Annotated in this window: 18 protein-coding genes; 3 read left to right on the forward strand and 15 right to left on the reverse strand. The window is 60.6% G+C overall.

Annotated features, from left to right (window positions below; genetic code table 11):
- Positions 1 to 5: 5 nt before the first annotated feature.
- The 15 genes from lpxA to SPHINGO391_RS11155 form a co-directional block, all read right to left on the reverse strand.
- Positions 6 to 836 (reverse strand): acyl-ACP--UDP-N-acetylglucosamine O-acyltransferase, encoded by an 831-nt coding sequence (gene lpxA / locus SPHINGO391_RS11085; protein ID WP_152008884.1) that lies wholly within the window; start codon positions 834 to 836, stop codon positions 6 to 8.
- A complete protein-coding gene (fabZ, locus tag SPHINGO391_RS11090) occupies positions 836 to 1,306 on the reverse strand; it encodes a 3-hydroxyacyl-ACP dehydratase FabZ (RefSeq protein WP_152008885.1) in 471 nt (156 codons plus the stop codon). The genes lpxA and fabZ overlap by 1 nt, the downstream gene beginning before the upstream one ends.
- Entirely contained in the window at positions 1,306 to 2,367 is a 1,062-nt protein-coding gene (gene lpxD / locus SPHINGO391_RS11095; protein ID WP_152008886.1) for a UDP-3-O-(3-hydroxymyristoyl)glucosamine N-acyltransferase, read from the reverse strand. Before lpxD ends, fabZ begins: the two co-directional genes overlap by 1 nt.
- A 52-nt stretch (positions 2,368 to 2,419) precedes the next feature.
- Complete coding sequence (gene bamA, locus SPHINGO391_RS11100; protein ID WP_152008887.1) at positions 2,420 to 4,771, reverse strand: outer membrane protein assembly factor BamA; 2,352 nt, start codon at positions 4,769 to 4,771, stop codon at positions 2,420 to 2,422.
- Positions 4,772 to 4,974: 203 nt separating this feature from the next.
- Complete coding sequence (gene rseP, locus SPHINGO391_RS11105; protein ID WP_152008888.1) at positions 4,975 to 6,108, reverse strand: RIP metalloprotease RseP; 1,134 nt, start codon at positions 6,106 to 6,108, stop codon at positions 4,975 to 4,977.
- Positions 6,109 to 6,185: 77 nt separating this feature from the next.
- Positions 6,186 to 7,022 (reverse strand): phosphatidate cytidylyltransferase, encoded by an 837-nt coding sequence (locus tag SPHINGO391_RS11110; protein ID WP_152008889.1) that lies wholly within the window; start codon positions 7,020 to 7,022, stop codon positions 6,186 to 6,188.
- Positions 7,022 to 7,765: an isoprenyl transferase gene (locus tag SPHINGO391_RS11115; RefSeq protein WP_152008890.1), complete on the reverse strand. Its 744-nt coding sequence runs from the start codon at positions 7,763 to 7,765 to the stop codon at positions 7,022 to 7,024. Before SPHINGO391_RS11115 ends, SPHINGO391_RS11110 begins: the two co-directional genes overlap by 1 nt.
- 38 nt (positions 7,766 to 7,803) lie before the next feature.
- The gene (frr, locus tag SPHINGO391_RS11120) at positions 7,804 to 8,364 is read right to left on the reverse strand and encodes a ribosome recycling factor (RefSeq protein ID WP_152008891.1); all 561 of its coding nucleotides are present in this window, start codon (positions 8,362 to 8,364) and stop codon (positions 7,804 to 7,806) included.
- Between the two features lie 63 nt (positions 8,365 to 8,427).
- A complete protein-coding gene (gene pyrH / locus SPHINGO391_RS11125) occupies positions 8,428 to 9,150 on the reverse strand; it encodes a UMP kinase (RefSeq protein ID WP_152008892.1) in 723 nt (240 codons plus the stop codon).
- Positions 9,151 to 9,257: 107 nt separating this feature from the next.
- Positions 9,258 to 10,181, reverse strand: a complete 924-nt coding sequence (gene tsf / locus SPHINGO391_RS11130) for a translation elongation factor Ts (protein WP_152008893.1) — start codon at positions 10,179 to 10,181, stop codon at positions 9,258 to 9,260.
- 151 nt (positions 10,182 to 10,332) lie between these two features.
- Positions 10,333 to 11,127 (reverse strand): 30S ribosomal protein S2, encoded by a 795-nt coding sequence (gene rpsB / locus SPHINGO391_RS11135; protein WP_152008894.1) that lies wholly within the window; start codon positions 11,125 to 11,127, stop codon positions 10,333 to 10,335.
- Between the two features lie 204 nt (positions 11,128 to 11,331).
- Positions 11,332 to 12,636, reverse strand: coding sequence for an Hsp70 family protein (locus SPHINGO391_RS11140; RefSeq protein ID WP_152008895.1), 1,305 nt, complete (start codon positions 12,634 to 12,636; stop codon positions 11,332 to 11,334).
- 230 nt (positions 12,637 to 12,866) lie between these two features.
- A complete protein-coding gene (locus tag SPHINGO391_RS11145) occupies positions 12,867 to 14,522 on the reverse strand; it encodes a hypothetical protein (RefSeq protein WP_152008896.1) in 1,656 nt (551 codons plus the stop codon).
- Between the two features lie 121 nt (positions 14,523 to 14,643).
- Positions 14,644 to 14,910: a hypothetical protein gene (locus SPHINGO391_RS11150; RefSeq protein WP_152008897.1), complete on the reverse strand. Its 267-nt coding sequence runs from the start codon at positions 14,908 to 14,910 to the stop codon at positions 14,644 to 14,646.
- Between the two features lie 163 nt (positions 14,911 to 15,073).
- Positions 15,074 to 15,895: a cell envelope integrity EipB family protein gene (locus tag SPHINGO391_RS11155; RefSeq protein WP_152008898.1), complete on the reverse strand. Its 822-nt coding sequence runs from the start codon at positions 15,893 to 15,895 to the stop codon at positions 15,074 to 15,076.
- Between the two features lie 125 nt (positions 15,896 to 16,020).
- On the opposite strand from SPHINGO391_RS11155, the gene SPHINGO391_RS11160 reads away from it, so the two are divergent.
- From SPHINGO391_RS11160 to SPHINGO391_RS11170, 3 genes are all read left to right on the forward strand, one after another.
- The gene (locus SPHINGO391_RS11160) at positions 16,021 to 16,488 is read left to right on the forward strand and encodes a RidA family protein (protein WP_152008899.1); all 468 of its coding nucleotides are present in this window, start codon (positions 16,021 to 16,023) and stop codon (positions 16,486 to 16,488) included.
- 6 nt (positions 16,489 to 16,494) lie between these two features.
- Entirely contained in the window at positions 16,495 to 17,235 is a 741-nt protein-coding gene (locus SPHINGO391_RS11165) for a glycerophosphodiester phosphodiesterase (protein WP_152008900.1), read from the forward strand.
- 78 nt (positions 17,236 to 17,313) lie between these two features.
- Positions 17,314 to 18,549, forward strand: coding sequence for a GNAT family N-acetyltransferase (locus SPHINGO391_RS11170; RefSeq protein ID WP_152008901.1), 1,236 nt, complete (start codon positions 17,314 to 17,316; stop codon positions 18,547 to 18,549).
- Positions 18,550 to 18,578 lie beyond the last annotated feature (29 nt).

Below are 18,578 nucleotides of genomic sequence, written 5' to 3' on the forward strand. Positions count from 1 at the left end.
CGGCTTCAGCCCCGCTGACCCCGGGCCGGCGATGACAGCGCGCGTTCGCTTTCAGCATCGATGAAGGCGATGATATCGACGACGGCCGCATTGTTGTCGGTCTGCTCGCGAACACGGGCAATGTTCTCGCGGATCGGCGTGGTCGGATTGAAGATCGCCTTGAAGGCGCGCCGGACCTCATGGATGTCGGACTTGCTGAAGCCGGAGCGCTGCATACCGATGATGTTGAGGCCCATCAGGATGCCGGGATTGCCGTTGAGCATGCCATAGGGAATGACATCATTGTTGACCGCCGCCAATCCGCCGATGAAGGCGTGATGACCGATACGGACAAACTGATGCACAGCCGCGCCACCGCCCATGATCACGCGATCACCGATGGTTACGTGACCGGCCAGCATGACATTGTTGGACAGGATGACATTGCTGCCCACATGGCAGTCATGAGCGACGTGGGAATAGGCCAGGAAGATGGAATGATCACCAACCGTGGTCTTTCCGCCAAAATCCGGCATTCCCGGATGCATGGTGACGCCTTCGCGGATCGTGCAGGATCTGCCGATGATCAGCTCGGTATCCTCACCCTTGTAGTGGATATTCTGCGGTGCGCAGCCTAGAACGGCATTGGGAAAAACCACGGTTCCCTCGCCGATCGTGGTGCAGCCCTGGATGACAACATGGCTCATCAGCCGGACGTTGTCGCCGAGTTGAACCTGGGGCCCGACATGGCAGAACGGCCCGACCTCAACATTGATGCCAAGTTGCGCCCCATCCTCGACGAGTGCGGTAGGGTGTATGCGGGCCGCGTGAAGGGCAGCAGGCGCAGGGGATGTCATCAGGACTCGCTTTCTCCGGGAGCCAGCATGGCTCCGATGTCCGCCTCGGCGGCTTTGGCGCCATCAACCGTGGCTTCGCAATGGAACCGCCAGATGTTGCCGCGCTGCTTGATTTTTGTGACGTGATACTCGAGCCGGTCACCGGGAACAACCGGCTTGCGGAACTTGGCGTTATCAATCGTCATGAAATAGACGATGTTGTTGCCGCCCCCGGTGGCCTTGGCGCAGATGGCGCCGGCCGTCTGCGCCATACCTTCGATGATCAGAACACCCGGCATGATAGGGTTGCCGGGAAAGTGGCCGGTAAAATGCGGCTCACTGGCAGTGACATTCTTGATGCCGACGGCGGAATTGTCACCGTCTATCGCTTCTATCCGGTCAACCAGAAGGAACGGATAGCGATGCGGCAGAAGCTTCATGATCTCCCGGATATCAGCAGACTCAAGTGTGTTTGTCGCGGTTTCCGTCATCAGTCCTCTCCGCCCCGTTTTCTCTCTTTCTTGCCGAACGCGCGCGCATTTGCTGCAGCCGCATCCTGAAGGAACCCTCGCATGGGCCGCGCGGGCTGCCCACCCCAGCGAACTCCCGGCGGGACGTCACCCGCAACGCCGCTCAAAGCCGCGATCTGGGCACCGTCGCCTATGGTAACATGACCGTTGATGCCGGCCGCTCCGCCTATCATCACGCCGTTTCCGAGCGTGGCACTTCCGGCGATCCCAACCTGAGCAACGATCACGCAGTGGCGACCTATCCGCACATTGTGCGCAATCTGGACAAGATTGTCGATCTTGGTGCCTTCGCCGATCACCGTGTCATCCAGTGCGCCGCGGTCGATAGTGGTACCCGACCCGATCTCAACATGATCCTGAATGATCACCCGACCGATCTGCGGGACCTTCTCAAGTCCCCTCGGCCCCGGAACATAGCCGAAGCCGTCCTGTCCTATCCGAGCGCCCGGGTGGATGACAACATTGTTGCCCAGCAGCGCATGCTGAACCGTGGCCGCATGCCCGATGTGGCAATCCCGGCCAATGCGTGTTCCCGGACCGATGGCGGCGCCTGCGGCGATGACCGAACCGGCGCCGATTTCCACGCCCGCGGCGATGACGGCATTGGCCTCTACTACGACGCCGTCCTCCAGCCTTGCGGAAGGATCGATTGTTGCCGCACCGGAGATGCCTATGTCCGACGTGAACCTGAGCGGCTTGAGAGCGTCCGGAACCAGAATGGCAGCGGCCCGGGCGAAGGCTGATTGGGGCGCGGCGACAATGAGCGCTGCAACATCCGACGGAACGTGTTCCGCCATCTTTTCGGTCACGAAGACCGCCGCAGCGCGGCACTTGGCCAGATCGGGCAGGTTCTTGGCGGAAACTGCGAAGGTGACTTCGCCTTCGCCGGCCTGGCTCAGAGAGCCGATACCGGTGACCTTCCGATCGACCTGGGACGGGTCAGCAAGCTCCGCTCCGCAAAGACCCGACAGGTCCGAAAGCGAAATGCCTTCATGCGGAGGAAAGAAGCGATGAATGTCCATAAAGTGACCGGGTGGAAAGAGCGGCGGGTGGCACAGGGCCACCCGCGCCAAATCAGAAGCGCGTCGAGGCGCCGAAACCGAACTTCTTGACGTCGTCATAGCTCTTCTTGACGACGGGTTCGGCGTAATAAACGCGCAGCGGACCAAACGGCGAGGCCCACATGATGCCGGCGCCAATCGAAGCGCGCCAGTCCATGCCCGAACCGACCAGGGTCTGGGTCCCGAAATCAGCGGCGCTGATGCTGTTGCCGTAAAGCGTTGCGGCATCGGCAAAGACATTGAAGCGAAGACCGAAATCACGCGAAACCGCCGGCAACGGAGCCGAAACCTCGAGCGTGCCGTTGAAATAGGTGGTGCCGCCGGCTGCACCGACATCGGTGGTACCGTTAAAGACACGCGGACCAATGCCCCGCGTGTCGAAACCACGGATTGTCTCCTGGCCAATGAAGATATGATCGAAGACGCTCAGGCTATTGCCCGTGGCGGCAAGATAGCCGCCGCCCACGGAAACCTGACCGATCACATCGGCGGATTCGGACAGCATGTGGAAGTAGCTGGCCTTGGCGGTGGTCTTGAGGTACTCCGAATCGAAGCCGAGACCTGCATATTCCTGCGTGAACTTTGCGGAAATGCCTTCCCGCGGCAGGATATTGTCGTCGAGCGTGTTGTAGGACAGGCTGTAGGACAGCACGCCAACATCATGGCTGCCACTGGCAATCGTGCGATTGATTGCCGCGAGTTCCGGAGCCGAGGCGACGGTTGTTACACCGGTGTACTTGGTCTGGGTGTATTTGAACGCCGTCGTCAGATAGAGGTTTTCAGTGATCGGCGCGCCAAGACGCAGATTGATCCCCTGGGATTCCTCGGTGAAACCGGTGTAGCTGGCGTCGGAATTCTTGAAGAGGTCGAAGCCGGCAGCAAGACGGTATCCGAGGAAGTAAGGCTCGGTGAACGAGAGCGTGTACTCGCGGGTATCAACGCCACCGCCCACAGAGGCGCGGATGAATTGACCGCGGCCGAGGAAGTTGCGCTCGGTGATGTCGACCGAGGCTGTGAAGCCATCGGTGTTCGAGTATCCGCCACCGACGCCGAATTCACCGGTTGCCTGGTCCTTCACATCAACGATCAGAACGACGCGGTCCGGCTGCGATCCGGGTTGTGTCGAGATATCCACCGAGGAGAAGAACTTGAGATCCTCAAGACGCTTCTTGGCGCGACGCACCAGCACCTGGTTGAAGGCATCACCTTCGGACAGGTCGAACTCGCGGCGAATGACGTAGTCACGGGTCCGGGTGTTGCCGCGGATCTCGATGCGCTCGACATAGGCGCGGGTGCCCTCGTCAACCAGGTAGACGACGGAAATGGTGCGGTTGTTGAAGTCGCGATCGCCGCGCGGCGTGATCTGAGCGAAGGGATAGCCCTGCGTCGCCACCCGGTCGGAAATCGCCATGATGGTGTCTTCAACATCCTTGGCGCTGTAGACCGAACCGCTGCGGGTCTCGATCAGACGATTGAGAGACTCAGCGTCGATTCCCGGAACGGTGCTTTCGACGCTGACATCGCCGAAGACATAGCGCTCACCCTCTTCCACCGTGATGGTGACAACATACTCGTTGTTGGTTTCATCCAACTCGGCGAACGACGAGATCACGCGGAAATCGGCATAGCCTCGGTTGTAGTAGAACCGGCGCAGCAATTCCTCGTCGGCGCGCAGCTTGTCTTCGTCATAAACGTCCTTGCGGTTCAGGAACGACAGCAGGCCGGACTTCTTGGTGGTGATGACGTCCGAAAGGCGCCCGTCACCGAAGGCCTGGTTGCCGACGAAATTGATCGAGGAGATCTTTGTGCGGTCGCCCTCATTGATTTCGAAGGCAATGTTGACGCGGCCGCCATCGACCGGAACCAGACGTGTGGTCACGGTGGCGTCGCTGCGTCCGATAGCCGAATAGGCATCGCGGATCGACTGCACGTCGGCCTGAAGAATAAGATCGTTGTAGGCGCCAAGCTGGCGGCTCTGCACGACATTCTTGAGCGCAGAGTCCTTGAGCTTCTTGTTGCCGTTGAAGACCACCTGGTTGATGATCTGGTTTTCCGCGACGGTCACAACCAGTGTCGAGCCGGAGACATTGATCTGAACGTCGGAAAACAGGCCGGTGGCAAAGAGGCGTTTGACCGATTCATCGATATCGTTGTTGTTGAAGCTGGCACCGGGCGAAATCGTCAGATTGCCGCGCACCGTCGATGCGTCAACGCGGGAATTTCCCCGCACATCAATGCGATTGACAACCGCAGCTTCTGCTACCGTAACTCCGGCAAGCGTCACTGCGCCCGCGCCTGTCACAACGATCCCCGCTGTCAGCGCAACGGCTGATACAGCGTTCAAAAGGTTTGAACCGGCCTTCATTGATCTTATTACCTTTTTTTACTCGGATGCCCCAAACGGCGACACACTTCGTGAGTCATGACTGGTGCCCGTTTTACCCGCTTTTCCCATACAAGCAAGGGACGGAGTTAATTTCTATTTACTTCCTTTGCAGACGTGGCCAAATCGCCACGTCTACCCAATATCAAGGTAAACAGATCGTTAGCACGGCCTGCCCCTCAATTTCAACCGATCAGCATGGATACATCGTTCCATGTCGCAAACAACATCAGCGCCAGCACGACAGACAAGCCGAAGCGGTAGGCCCACTCCTGGGCGACCTCACCCGGAGGGCGTCCGCGGACAGCCTCGATGGCGTAGAAAACGAGATGCCCACCATCCAGCATGGGAATGGGCATCAGATTGAGCAAACCGATGGACACGGATAGAACCGCTGCGAGCTGGATCAGCGCGCCGATTCCGATGGTCGACATATCCTTGGAATATTTGGCCACCCGGATCGGTCCGCCGAGCTGATCGGCCTTCTCGCGTCCGGTGATGATGTTGCCGATATAGTCCACCGTTCGGGTGACGATGTACCAGCTCTGGGCCACGCCTTCACCGACCGCTTCCAGAGGACCGTATTCGCGGACCCGGAAATTGCCCGCATCGTCGCTGGTGATCACCCCGATGCGACCAACTTCCATCTTGTTGCCGAAATTGTCAGTGATTTCCGTTCTGGCCGGTGTCAGTGTGACATCAACGATGGCACCACCGCGTTCCAGGCTGATGGTCATCGGCACCTCGGGGCGCGCAGTGACGTAACGCTGCACATCGTCGAAGATCTCAACCTCGACACCGTCAATGGCGACAAAAACATCTCCCGGCAGGATACCCGCGGCCTCGGCGGCACTCGCCGGCTGGACCCGGGCAACCACGGGATCGGCGATCATGCGGCCATTGATGCTGAACATCACGGCAAAGATGGCTATCGCAAGGATGAAATTCGCAACTGGTCCGGCTGCCACGGTGGCCGCACGGCGCCACAGGGATGCAGCGGGGAACGATGCAGCCCGTTCCGCCTCGCTCAAACCGCTGGCGCCCGCGCCGGTCGGCTGGCTTGCCGCATTCTCATCGCCGAGAAACTTGACGTAGCCACCAAGCGGAATCAGCGACAGCTTCCATCGCGTGCCGTGCCTGTCGGTGCGGCCGATCAGTTCCGGGCCGAAGCCGACGGAAAAGACTTCCGCCTTGATGCCGCACCACCGACCAACCAGATAGTGGCCGAGCTCGTGAAAGAAGACCACGATGGTCAAGACAAGCAGAAACGGCGGCAAGGCGCTGAGGATGTTTCCAGCCGACGAGGTCAGAAATTCCATTGGATCGGATCCTTTCGGGACGCAGCCTTGCCGCTATCCATTTCGTTCAGAACGGTCATGTCCGCCGCTTGGGGCGATTATAGACCAAGCAACCTTGCCGCAAGCTCGTCTGCAACGCCGGCATGATCGGCCAGCGGCAGAAGGTTGCCAAGCAAGAAGGCTGCAAATGCGGCAAAGACAAGACCGTCGACACGGTCCATGACGCCGCCATGGCCCGGGATGAGCTGACTGGAATCCTTGGCGCCGAAGCGCCGCTTGACCCAGGATTCAAACAGATCGCCGATTTCGGACGCCACCGCCAGGATCAGGGCGATGAGCGGGATCATCAATCCGCCGCCCTGGCGCACGATCAACGCCACGCCGACACCCGCACCAACACCCGCGGCTGCGCCGAACACGGCTCCCGACCACGTCTTGCCGGGCGATATGCGCGGCGCGAGCTTCGGGCCACCCAGGGCACGGCCGCAGAAATAGGCCAATATGTCGGTCGACCAGACAATGGCAAACAGGAAGAGCATGGCAAACAGGCCGAAATGACCCTCGCCGCGAATTTCCGCGAGGGCAAGCCCGGAAAATCCGGCATAGAGAACGGCTGTTGCCGACCAAAGGCCCGCTCCACGAATCACGCCCGCGAGCACCGCGCCAGCGGCACCGATGATGATCGCGGCGAGAGCCATGGATGGCAGGGATGTGAGAATGAAGCCGGCGGTGGCCAGAACCGACAACCAGCCGATCGCGTTGGCAAGCGGCGCCTTGACCGGCGCATTGGTGATCGTGGAAAACTCGTAGTGCACCAGCACCATGATCAGGACAGACAGACTTCTGAACCAGATGCCGCCGGCCCAGGTGGCTGCCAGCACCAGAATGCCCAGGATCACTCCCGAGACGATGCGCAGCCTCAATTCCCGCGACATCAGGAACCGACCGCGAGTTCAGGGGCCGCCACCGCGCCGTAACGCCGGTCCCGCCGGCCAAATTCGTTTAGCGCCTCGTGAAACGCAGCCCGATCGAAATCCGGCCAGAGGCAGGGCATGAAAACGAATTCCGCATAGGCCGCCTGCCATAGCAGGAAATTGGAAAGTCGTTGTTCGCCGCTGGTGCGGATCACCAGATCCGGATCGGGTATCCCGGCGGTGTCGATATGGCCGGCGACAGTCTTTTCCGTGATCGAGGCCGGATCCATGTCACCGGACTTGACCGCCTCGGCGATCTCGCGAACCGCACGCACCATTTCGTCGCGGGCGCCATAGTTGAAGGCGATGACGAGGCTAATGCCGGTGTTTTCACGGGTGCGTTCCTCGGCTTCGACGAGAAGCGCCTTGATATCGGGCTGGATCGATTGCCTGCAGCCGATAACCCGGACACGGACATTTTCACGATGCAGCTCGGCCAGATCCCTGCGGATGAAGAACCGCAGCAACCCCATCAGGTCGGAGACTTCCTGCTTCGGCCTGTTCCAGTTCTCCGAAGAGAAGGCGAACAGCGTCAGATACTTGATGTCTGCCTCGGCAGCAGTGCGCACCGCCTCGCGCACCCGCTCCACACCCGCCCGATGCCCTGCGGTCCGCGGCAGCCCGCGCGCATTGGCCCAGCGGCCATTGCCATCCATGATGATGGCAACGTGCTGCGGTACGTTGATGGGTGTTTCGGAGCGCATTGCTGTTGTCATTTCCCGACCTGTAGCGCGAGTCGCGCCTAAACCTGCATGATTTCCTTTTCCTTTTCGACCAGCAAGTGATCGATTTCGGCAATCGTCTCGTCGGTCATCTTCTGAACCTGATCGGATTCGCGGCGGCTGTCATCCTGACTGATGTCGCCGTCCTTCTCTGCCTTTTTCAGCGTGTCCATGCCGTCGCGGCGCACGTTGCGAATGGCGACGCGGGCGTTTTCGGCATAGGTGTGCGACACCTTGACCAGCTGCTTGCGGCGCTCTTCGTTGAGCTCGGGCAGCGGAATGCGCAGGTTCTGGCCATCGACGATCGGGTTGAGACCCAGATTGGCTTCGCGGATGCCGCGGTCCACAGCGCCGACCATCTGCTTGTCCCAGACCGAGACGCCGAGCATGCGAGGCTCGGGCACGGTCACGTTGGCGACCTGATTGAGCGGCACACGGCTTCCATAGGCCTCGACCATCACCGGGTCGAGCACGTTTGCCGAAGCCCGGCCGGTACGCAAGGATGCAATATCGCTCTTGAAGGCGGCAATCGCGCCTTCCATGCGACGTTTGAGTTCTTTCAAGTCGACGCCTTCACTCATCCCCAGTCCTTCCTGCAGATAACCCAAATGTTGCTCACGGCGCGCCTGTAACGCTTGCCGTGGTTAGTGATCACGAACGATGGTTGCCCGGCCTTCGCCGACCATGATCTTTGCAAATGCGCCCTTTTCATGGATTGAAAAGACAACGATCGGAATGGAATTCTCACGTGCCAGCGCAACCGCTGCGACATCCATGACGGCAAGCCCCTTGTTGAGCACCTCGTCATGGGTGATGTTTTCAAACCGGGTGGCGTCCGGGAATTTCTTCGGATCGGCCGAGTAGATGCCATCCACCTGGGTACCCTTGAGGATCGCCTCGGCGCCCATTTCGGCCGCACGCAGCGCCGCGGCGGAATCGGTGGTGAAGAAGGGATTGCCGGTGCCGCCGGCAAAGATCACCACCCTGCCCTTTTCGAGATGATGCAGCGCGGCGCGCTGGGAAAAGCTCTGGCAGATCTCCGGCATGGAGATGGCCGAGAGAACTTCGGTGTCGATGCCGAGCTTGCGAAGCGACGTGGCCAGCGCCAGCGCATTGATGACGGTTGCCAGCATGCCCATGTGGTCGCCGGTGACGCGGTCGCCGCCCTTTGAGGCTACGGCCACACCGCGGAAAATGTTGCCGCCGCCGACCACGACGCCGACTTCGATCCCCATTGCGCGAACCTCGGCGATGTCGCCTGCAATCCGGTCAACGACCGCGACATCGATACCGAACCCCTGTTCGCCCATGAGGGCTTCGCCTGAGGCTTTGAGGAGAACGCGCTTGAACAGGGGTGCTGGAGACATGAATTGATCCGGATTTTATGTGTCAGGCCCGGATACACGAAGGGCACCGCGTTGTCACGCGATGCCCTTCCGCTTTTTTTGGCAATACGCTCTAAAGCTGCCAGAAGTCAGCCCTTTGCGGCAGCGGCCACTTCCGCTGCGAAGTCGCTCTCTTCCTTCTCGATGCCTTCACCGAGCTGGAAGCGCACGAACGCGGCAATTTCAACCGGCGCACCGGCCTGCTCCGCAGCCGCCTTGACGGCTTCTCCGACGGTCAGATCGGGATTCATGACAAATGCCTGCGAAAGAAGAGCTACTTCCTCGTAGAACTTGCGCATGCGGCCTTCGACCATCTTCTCGATGATGTTTTCCGGCTTGCCCGATTCGCGGGCCTGTTCGATGAACACGTTGCGCTCGCGATCGGCAACGGTCGCATCGACATCATCGGAGGTCAGCGCAAGCGGGTTGGTCGCTGCGATGTGCATGGCCACCTGACGGCCGATCTCGTTGAGCGCATCCTTGTTGCCGGTCGACTTGACGGCAACGATGACGCCGAGCTTGCCGAGGCCATCGGCAACCGCGTTGTGGACATAGGTGGCAACAACGCCGTCATCCACGGAAAGCTTCGCCGAACGGCGGAAGTTCATGTTCTCGCCAATATGGGCGATCGCATCCTTGACGGTGTCGGTGACCGACTTGCCGGTGGATGCAACGGTTGCGGCGGAAACGGCTTCGGCCGAACCATCGGTGCTCAGGGCAACGGACGCAATCGAGCGGGCCAGATCCTGGAAGCCGTCATTGCGGGCAACAAAATCGGTTTCGGAGTTGACTTCAACCACAACGGCCGAATTGCCTTCCGAAGCGACAGCGATCAGGCCTTCGGCAGCGGTGCGGCCGGACTTCTTGTCGGCCTTGGCAATGCCCTTGGCGCGCAGCCAGTCGATTGCAGCTTCCATGTTGCCGTCGGTTTCACCGAGGGCCTTCTTGCAGTCCATCATGCCGGCGCCGGTCTTGTCGCGCAGCTCTTTCACCATTGCAGCGGTAATGCTCATAACAGCCTCTTCATTCTTGGGGCGCCCGGGCCTGCCGCAGCAACGGCTTCGGACCTGGGTTCGCCAATCGGCACATCAACATGCCATTGAAATGTGACAGCCCGGCAAAGCGCGATGGCTCGGCCGGGCCGGTTGTGTCCGAAACCCGGATTTAAGCCTGGGCAGGCGCTTCCGCGGCTGCTTCTGCCGGCGCTGCTTCTTCGAGCGCAGGCTCGACAGGAGCATCCATCGCGCCCAGATCAACGCCCGATGAACCCTGCTGGCGGGCAATGCCGTCGATGCAGGCGCGGCTGATCAGGTCGCAGTAGAGCGAAATCGCGCGGCTGGCGTCGTCGTTGCCCGGGATCGGGTAGTCGACGACGTCGGGATCGCAGTTGGAATCGATGATCGCGACGACCGGAATGCCAAGACGCTTGGCTTCCTGGATGGCAATGCCTTCCTTGTTGGTGTCGATGACGAACATCAGGTCGGGCGTGCCGCCCATGTCGCGGATACCGCCGAGTGCGCGGTTGAGCTTTTCACGCTCGCGCTCGAGGTTGAGGCGTTCCTTCTTGGTGAAGCCCGAAGCTTCAGCCGAAAGGATCTCGTCGAGCTTGCGCAGACGCTGGATCGAATGAGAGATGGTCTTCCAGTTGGTCAGCATGCCGCCGAGCCAGCGGGCGTTGACGTAGTACTGGGCCGAACGCGATGCAGCATCGGCAACGATCTCGGCAGCCTGACGCTTGGTGCCGACGAACAGCACGCGGCCGCCCTTGGACACGGTGTCGGAGACCAGCTTCAATGCCTGATTGAGCATCGGAACGGTCTGGCCGAGGTCGAGGATGTGAAGATTGTTGCGAGCGCCGAAGATGTACGGCTTCATTTTCGGGTTCCAGCGGTGAGTCTGGTGTCCGAAGTGCACGCCTGCTTCAAGCAGCTGGCGCATGGAAAATTCCGGCAATGCCATGCCTTTTACTCCTGTTTCCGGTTGAACCTCCGCAGGGCGTGAGCGCTTTGCGCCACCGGCGGACCAATCCGGATTTCTCCCGGACCGACCCATGCCCCACGTGTGGAATGAGCGTGCCCATACAGGCAACCGGGCGGCATTGCAAGTGCGAAGGGCGAGGAACCGCCATATCCGGACGCTCCGGCAGGCGAAAGGCGCCTACGATCACCCCGAAACCGGCACGGTCCACTGTTCGATATCACTGCGCTCACCGATCAGGGCGAGGCCGTGGGCGATCGAGATCAGCTCGCCGCCGGTCTCGATGCGGTCCGTGGCAAAGCGCTCGGAGAAGATGCGGCGGACGGCGGGCACAAACGAGGTGCCGCCGGTGAGAAAGACCTTGTCGACGGCGTCGGCCGCGGTGCGGGTCTTGTCCAGCACCTCATCCAGCGCCGCCTCGATGCGGTCGAGATCGGCGGCAATCCAGGTTTCGAAGTCCCGGCGCAGAACCTGCTTTTCTCCCGCCCCGCCGAGCGGCTCGAAGCGGAAATCCGCCGCATCCTGCGACGACAGCGCCACCTTGGTGGCTGAAACCGCCTGGTTGAGCCGGTATCCCTCGTCCTGCTCGACAAGGTCGATGAACAACTCGAGCTTGTCAGGCTCGACGGCCTGGCGCACCAGCCCCTTCAGATCGGCAAACTCGCGGGTTGTCTTGAAGATCGACATCTGGTTCCAGCGGGCAAAGTTCGTATAGTAGTTTCCGGGCACATCAAGTTTCTTGCCGAAACTTCTGAACTGGCTGCCCTTGCCGATTTCCGGCGCGACCAGATGATCGATGATCCGTGCATCGAACTGGTCGCCGGCGACGCCCACACCCGAATGGCCCACTGGCAAGGCACTGATCCGCCCTGCCCGGCTTTCGAACCGGATCAGCGAGAAATCACTGGTGCCGCCGCCGAAATCGGCAACCAGAACGGTGGCATCGTGCTTGAGGTTCTGCGCAAAATAGAAAGCAGCGGCCACCGGCTCGTAGACATAGTGCAACTCCGGAAACCCGAGACGGGTAAGCGCCTCATTGTAGCGCTGCATGGCCAGGTCCGGATCCGGCCTGGCACCGGCGAATTGGACCGGACGGCCGGTGACCACACGGCTGACCGGCGATGGCCAATCGTCGCCGGCATAGATCTCGAGCCGCTTGAGGAAGACTTCCATCAGATCCTCGAACTGGAAGCGCCGACCATGGATCAGCGTGCCCTGAAACAGCGGCGAGGCGGCGAATGTCTTGATCGATTGCAGGAACCGGCACTCACCGGGATTGTCGATGAAGGCGCGGATCGCGGCCTGGCCCGCTTCAACCTGCAGAGCGCTGGCACCAAGCTGCGAATCCTTGATGAAGGACAGCGCCGTGCGCATCGCATCGCTCTGCCCGGCAGGGGACTGGAAGCTGACAGACGTGGTATCCGTCCCCCGCGCCAATCGGGCAAGAACGGTGTTGGTCGTGCCGAAATCAAGCCCAAGCGCGGTCGCCATGGCGTTGCTCCATCTTGTCTTGCGGGGAAGTCTTGTCTTGCAGGGAAGTCAGGGCGAAGTGCGGACCGGGAACCGGCCGACGCGAGGTGGCCTCTTGCCACGGTGGGCCGTCACAGTCCACCCGGCGGGCCATGATTGGCGTTTTTCGCAGGCGGGAAACGAGCAATTACCGAAAAGTCACCACACCCTGCATGTCAGAAGCGCAGAGCTTTCTGATGCTCATGCGCCGGTCATTGCGAAGCAAACCGGGGGTGTTCCAGCGCATCGAAGCAATCGGTCAGCACGATGCGGTTGAAGCCGGCATAGGCCTCGGCGTAGCGGTCATGGAGCTTCTCGCGGGCGGCTGTGAGCGGGCATGTCGGCAACAGCACGATATCTGTCTGAGACAGTGCCGCCGTTTCTTCCGGTGTCAGCGGCAAGACGGCACGGTAGGGATCGCCGCCAATCGATACGCCACGCGCCGGCGTCCGACCCATCACCGCGGTGACCGGGTTGGCGAAGTCACGCAGATCGATCACCTCGTAATGATGGCCGAGTTCCGCCTCGCGGCTGCGGATCGCCCCGATGACCTCATCCATGGTCGTGAGCACGTTGACCTGAAAGCGGTGGTCGAAATAGAGCCAATAGGCCGGCAGGATGTTGGCTTCCGCATATTGTCCGTAGGTCTCACGGCCCGCGGCCATGATCGGGCGGGCTTTTTCAGCCGCTTCCACGGCCAGATCCTTGGCACTGAACCGCATGCTCGATGGCAGGTGCTCGGTCTCGATCGTCATGTCCTTGAGCCCGGTTGCAGCCGCACGCGCCGCCGAATGGACCACTTTGGTGGCGGTCGGAAAGATGATCAACGCGACCAGCACCGGCAATGGTGAAACCCGCATGCGCCTCTCCGGTTCCGCCGCCAGCAGGAAGACCAGCAGGAGCGGCCATGCAGAAATGAAGGCCGCGCCGCCGAAATTCTGCGATTCGAACACCGTGTTGGCGATGGCCAGCACGCCGACCCACAGCCAGTCCTGGTCCAGTTGACCCGGCGTTGGTGCGCGCGGGTGGGCGCGGTCGAAACCGGTGAGGAGGTTCTCACCGCCGCGCCAGCGGGAGTAAAGAAGGTAGGCGGCCAGCAGTGACGCAACCAGGATGACATCGAAATGCGCGCTGACCGTGGTCACAAGATTGGTCAGCAGGACCCCGTCATTGGCGTCCAGAAGCCGCCATGCCGATTGAAGATAGGCCGAGACACTGCCGGTCAACACTTCCAGCACACCGACAAAAAGCAGGCACAGTGCCGCAACTGCGAGCGAGGCGCTGACACTGATGCGACGCGAAACAAGCGCAAAGGCCAGTAGGATCCCGGCGACGGCAAAGCCGTTGATCTTGACGAAGGCGAGGCTGAGCAGAAGCACCGTCACCAGACCGACAAGCACCAATCGCGAGCGGACGAAAAACAAGGTGGCGACCAACAGATAGAGCAGAACGGAACTGTGCCGGTTGTAATAGGCGAAGCCGTCGACACCGGGAAAGGCGTTCCAGGATGTGACGTTGAAGGGCAGGATCGAGAATGCCAGATACGGCAGCAGCAGGCCGAAGGCGGCAAATGTGCCCCGCTCAAGCGCATGAAGGCCAATGACCAATGCCACGGGCATCGTCACCAGCATCATGCACCACTGGATGACAAGAGCCACATTGCCATGTGGGAAGACCGAACTCAACAGATCGAACAGGATGTAGTTGAGCGGCCCGACTGGCGCGTGAAAATCCCGGTAGATTTCCTGTCCGATGGAAAGCCGGTGGGCACCGTCAATGTAGATGTAGGTGTCCCAGAAACTTTCGCCGAGCGGCACTTCCATGGGGAGGCTGAGACAGGCGGCGAGCAGCGCTACTGTGCCAAGCATCAGACCATAAATCCAATATATTGAATTGGTTATGTAGGCTTTGCTCATGTTCAGGTTTAACTTTCGAACGGTTCTGCATCAGGCGTCAGTTACGCGCAATCCAAATCGGCCCAAAGCGCATTCAGGACAAAACATCCAATGAATTCAAAAAATTGAACTCAACCTTGAATCCAGCACCCCACTTGGATGCCAACAGGATCGGGAATATTGGTTTCGTTTCGATTAACCGGTTGTGCACTCCACGGATTTCAGACTGAGGTTTATCGACCGGCAGGCGCCTGATTGGATCCTTCGCCGTTTTTTCCCGGCGGCCCAGCGCAGCTTCTGCGACGATTGTTGCAGAGATCTGCCCCGGTCCAGCGCCGCTTCCAAAGGTGTACACCGGCATCAGACTGCATGCCCGCAGCATTTGTCGCCATGCAAAACAGGCTCCACCGACTTGAAGACACGGATATGGAGGGATTTGAACTCGCTTATCCGCGCGGTGCCGGGAGCGGTTCAGCCCCGCAGGGGTCGAGTTTTCGCAATCGATTCCGGGCAAGCCAGATGCGTCATTGCTCGACGCATGGCTCCGGATCATACATTTCGAGCTGCGACAGTTCGCCCTGCAGCACGAAGTCGCCGTAATCCATGGTGAGATCACGCGTAACTCCGTTTTCGTAGAGCTTGAAGGCAATGGAATAGACCGGCAGCGCATCACCCTCTTCGGACTCCTCGAAATAGGACATCGAGACCGGCCAGTAATCGTCATCGGCGAGTTCACCCGCCCGCTCTGCCTCTGCGTCACCGCCATCCGCCGACTGCTTCTCGCCAATGATCGTCGTGGTGATCATTGCCTTGTCGCCCTCGTCAGAGCCGTCATAGATCCGCGATTCATAGAAGCGCTCGCCTTCGTTGGCCTTGTCGATCAATTCGATCATGTGCTCCGTTGGAAAACGCGCTGCTGCGATGTCGAGTTCAACCCGCTCGGGCTGTTCGAGATCAAGCGCCAGTCCCTCGCCACTCGTGGCAGCAGAGCCACGCACCTCGTGATCGAGCTTCTGATTGACATAGGAGCGGGTGACAAAGCGGAAGGTGCCGTTGCGGATATCTTCAAAGGTCGTCGTCTGCTGATCGGTCAGCCTGGAATCATCGGCGGTCGCGATCTCGGTGACGAAACGGAAGCTTACCGTGTAGCCCTCGCAGGCCGATCCATTGAATTCATAGACCATACGGCCGACCATCCCGGAGATTCCCGACCTTTCGGAGGCGTCCTTGAGCGACAGATCATAGACCGCGCGATGGGCGGCAAGTCCGCCGCCGCCAACGGGTGGCGCGGCGTGTGCAGATGTGACTGCGATGACGGCGAGTGACGCAGTTGCAAGCATGCGCATCAGGTTTTCTCCTGTCGAATCCCGAACCAATGATATATGACCGCAGGTGGCAAAAGCGAGGCGTAACTTTGGTGCTACGCCAATTCGTTGGAGCAGCCTTAACAGAGCCGACCTTGGAGCCCTAGATGACCGACACGATTGAATCCCGCCTGGCAGCCCGCAACATCACGCTTCCCGAGGCGGCGGCCCCCGCTGCCAATTACCTTCCCTATGTCATCACCGGTTCGCATTTGTTCATTTCCGGCCAGTTGCCGATGGAGAGCGGATCCATTGCGGTCAAGGGCCTGCTCGGCCGCGACGTTGATGTCGGCACCGGCCAGAGAGCGGCGGAGCTTTGCGCGATCAACATCCTGGCCCAGGCCAAGGCTGCGCTTGGCGGCGATCTCGAACGGATCGTCCGGGTGGTGAAGCTGAACGGCTTCGTGGCATCGGAGCCTTCATTCACCGAGCAGCACCTGGTCATCAACGGCGCTTCAAACCTGATTGCCGAAGTTCTCGGCGAGCGCGGCAAGCATGCCCGCGCCGCTGTCGGCATGGCCTGCCTGCCGCTCAATGCGTCGGTCGAAATCGATGCCGTCATCGAGATCGGGTAACGCGCCATGGCCGAGCAGCACACGGATCTGGGCTGGCTGACGGCTTGCCCCATCGCCCATCGCGGTTATCACGACATGAACCAGAGCGTCTGGGAAAATACGCCCAGTGCATTCCAGCGGGCCATCGACGCAGGCTACGCTATCGAATGCGATGTTCACATCGCAGCCGACGGGGTGCCGGTGGTGTTTCACGATGACGATCTCGAGCGGCTGTGCGGCCTGCGTGGCGATGTCCGGGCTCGCACATCGCAGGAGCTGGGACAGCTGACAGTCGGAGGCACCGCCGACAGGATCCCTTCCCTACCGCAATTGCTCAAGCAGGTTGCCGGCAAGGTCCCGCTGGTCATCGAGCTCAAGGGCAGACCGGACGATGATGACGGCTTTGCCGATGCGGTCGTCGAATGCCTGGAAAGCTATGAGGGGCCGGTGGCACTGATGAGCTTCGACCACGGCCTGCTGCGTGACCTCAAGGCCAGCGCGCCCCGCTGCCCGATCGGGCTCACAGCCGAAGGGACGAAACCCGAGATCTTCTTTGTTCATGAAGAGGCGATGCAATTGGGGCTCAACTTCATCTCCTATTGCGTCCACCACCTGCCCAACGTCTTCATCGAGGTGCAGCGCGCCCAGGGCGTGCCGATCATCACCTGGACGGTGCGCGATGCCGAGGCACGGGAAAAGACCCGGGTTCATGCCGACCAGATGACTTTCGAGGGATTTGATCCGGACGCGGTGGAAGACGCATCCTGACCTTGCCAATCCCGGCCCGGTTCATAAGTTGAAGAGCAGAGACCAAGCGCGCAGGCCATCCCTGCCGGACGGAGACGCATGACCACCGAGAGTTCAGATTACACGCTGTCGACCATCGACAGCATGGCTTCCGTCACTGCGTCCGATTGGAGCCGCCTCGGCGGTGCCGCAAGGGCCTCGCAATCTGATTCAAGCGGCTCACATCCAGAGTCTGGAGTCGTCTATAACCCCTTCGTCAGTCACGCTTTTTTGTCATCCTTGGAGGAGTCTGGCTCCGTCACGGCCGAAACCGGATGGCTGCCGCAGCATATCGTTTTGCGGGCACCGGACGGATCGCTCGAGGGGGCAATGCCCGCCTATATCAAGAGCCACTCGATGGGCGAGTATGTGTTCGACCACGCCTGGGCAGATGCTTTTGAACGGGCCGGCGGGCGCTATTATCCAAAGCTGCAGTGTTCCGCGCCGTTTACGCCGGCGACCGGGCCACGGCTGATGGTCCGGCCCGGTCCGGGAGATGACAGCCGAAGGCGGGCGCTTGCGGCGGGCGGGCGATCCCTGTGCAACCAGCTCGGCCTGTCTTCGGTGCATGCCACCTTCGTGCCCGAAGCGGAGATTGCAAGCTTCGAGTCCGAGGGCTACCTGCACCGTACCGACCAGCAGTTCCATTTCCAGAATGCCGGCTACGAAAGCTATGAGGACTTTCTCGCCACACTGGCTTCACGCAAGCGCAAGCAGCTCAGGAAGGAGCGCAACGCAGCCCTCGAAAATGGCATTACCATCGAGTGGCTGACCGGCGCGGACCTGACCGAAAGCATCTGGGATATCTTCTACGACTTCTACATCGACACCGGCGGGCGCAAGTGGGGACGGCCCTATCTCACACGCCCGTTCTTCTCTCTGATCGGCGAGCGCATGGCCGAAGACGTGCTTCTGGTCATGGCGCGGCGCGAGGGCCGGTTTGTCGCCGGCGCCATCAATTTCATCGGCGGCGAGTGTCTGTATGGCCGCCATTGGGGCTGTGTCGAGGACCACCCGTTCCTTCATTTCGAGGTCTGCTACCACCAGGCGATCGACTTCGCCATCGCCAAAGGGCTTGCGCGGGTAGAGGCAGGGGCGCAGGGCGAGCACAAGCTGGCGCGCGGCTACCTGCCTGCGACGACGCATTCGGCGCATTACATCGACCACCCCGGGCTCAGGCGTGCTGTCGCCGATTATCTGGAGCGGGAGCGCCGCGATGTCGCGCATATCGGCCAGGTGCTGAGCGAACATGGCCCGTTCCGCAAGGGCAACAGAACCGACGGTACGGATGCCTGACCGGGCGAGATGCTTGACCCCTGCTCCGG

This window comes from Hoeflea sp. EC-HK425, from assembly GCF_902498795.1.
Classification (GTDB): Bacteria; Pseudomonadota; Alphaproteobacteria; order Rhizobiales; family Rhizobiaceae; genus Hoeflea; species Hoeflea alexandrii.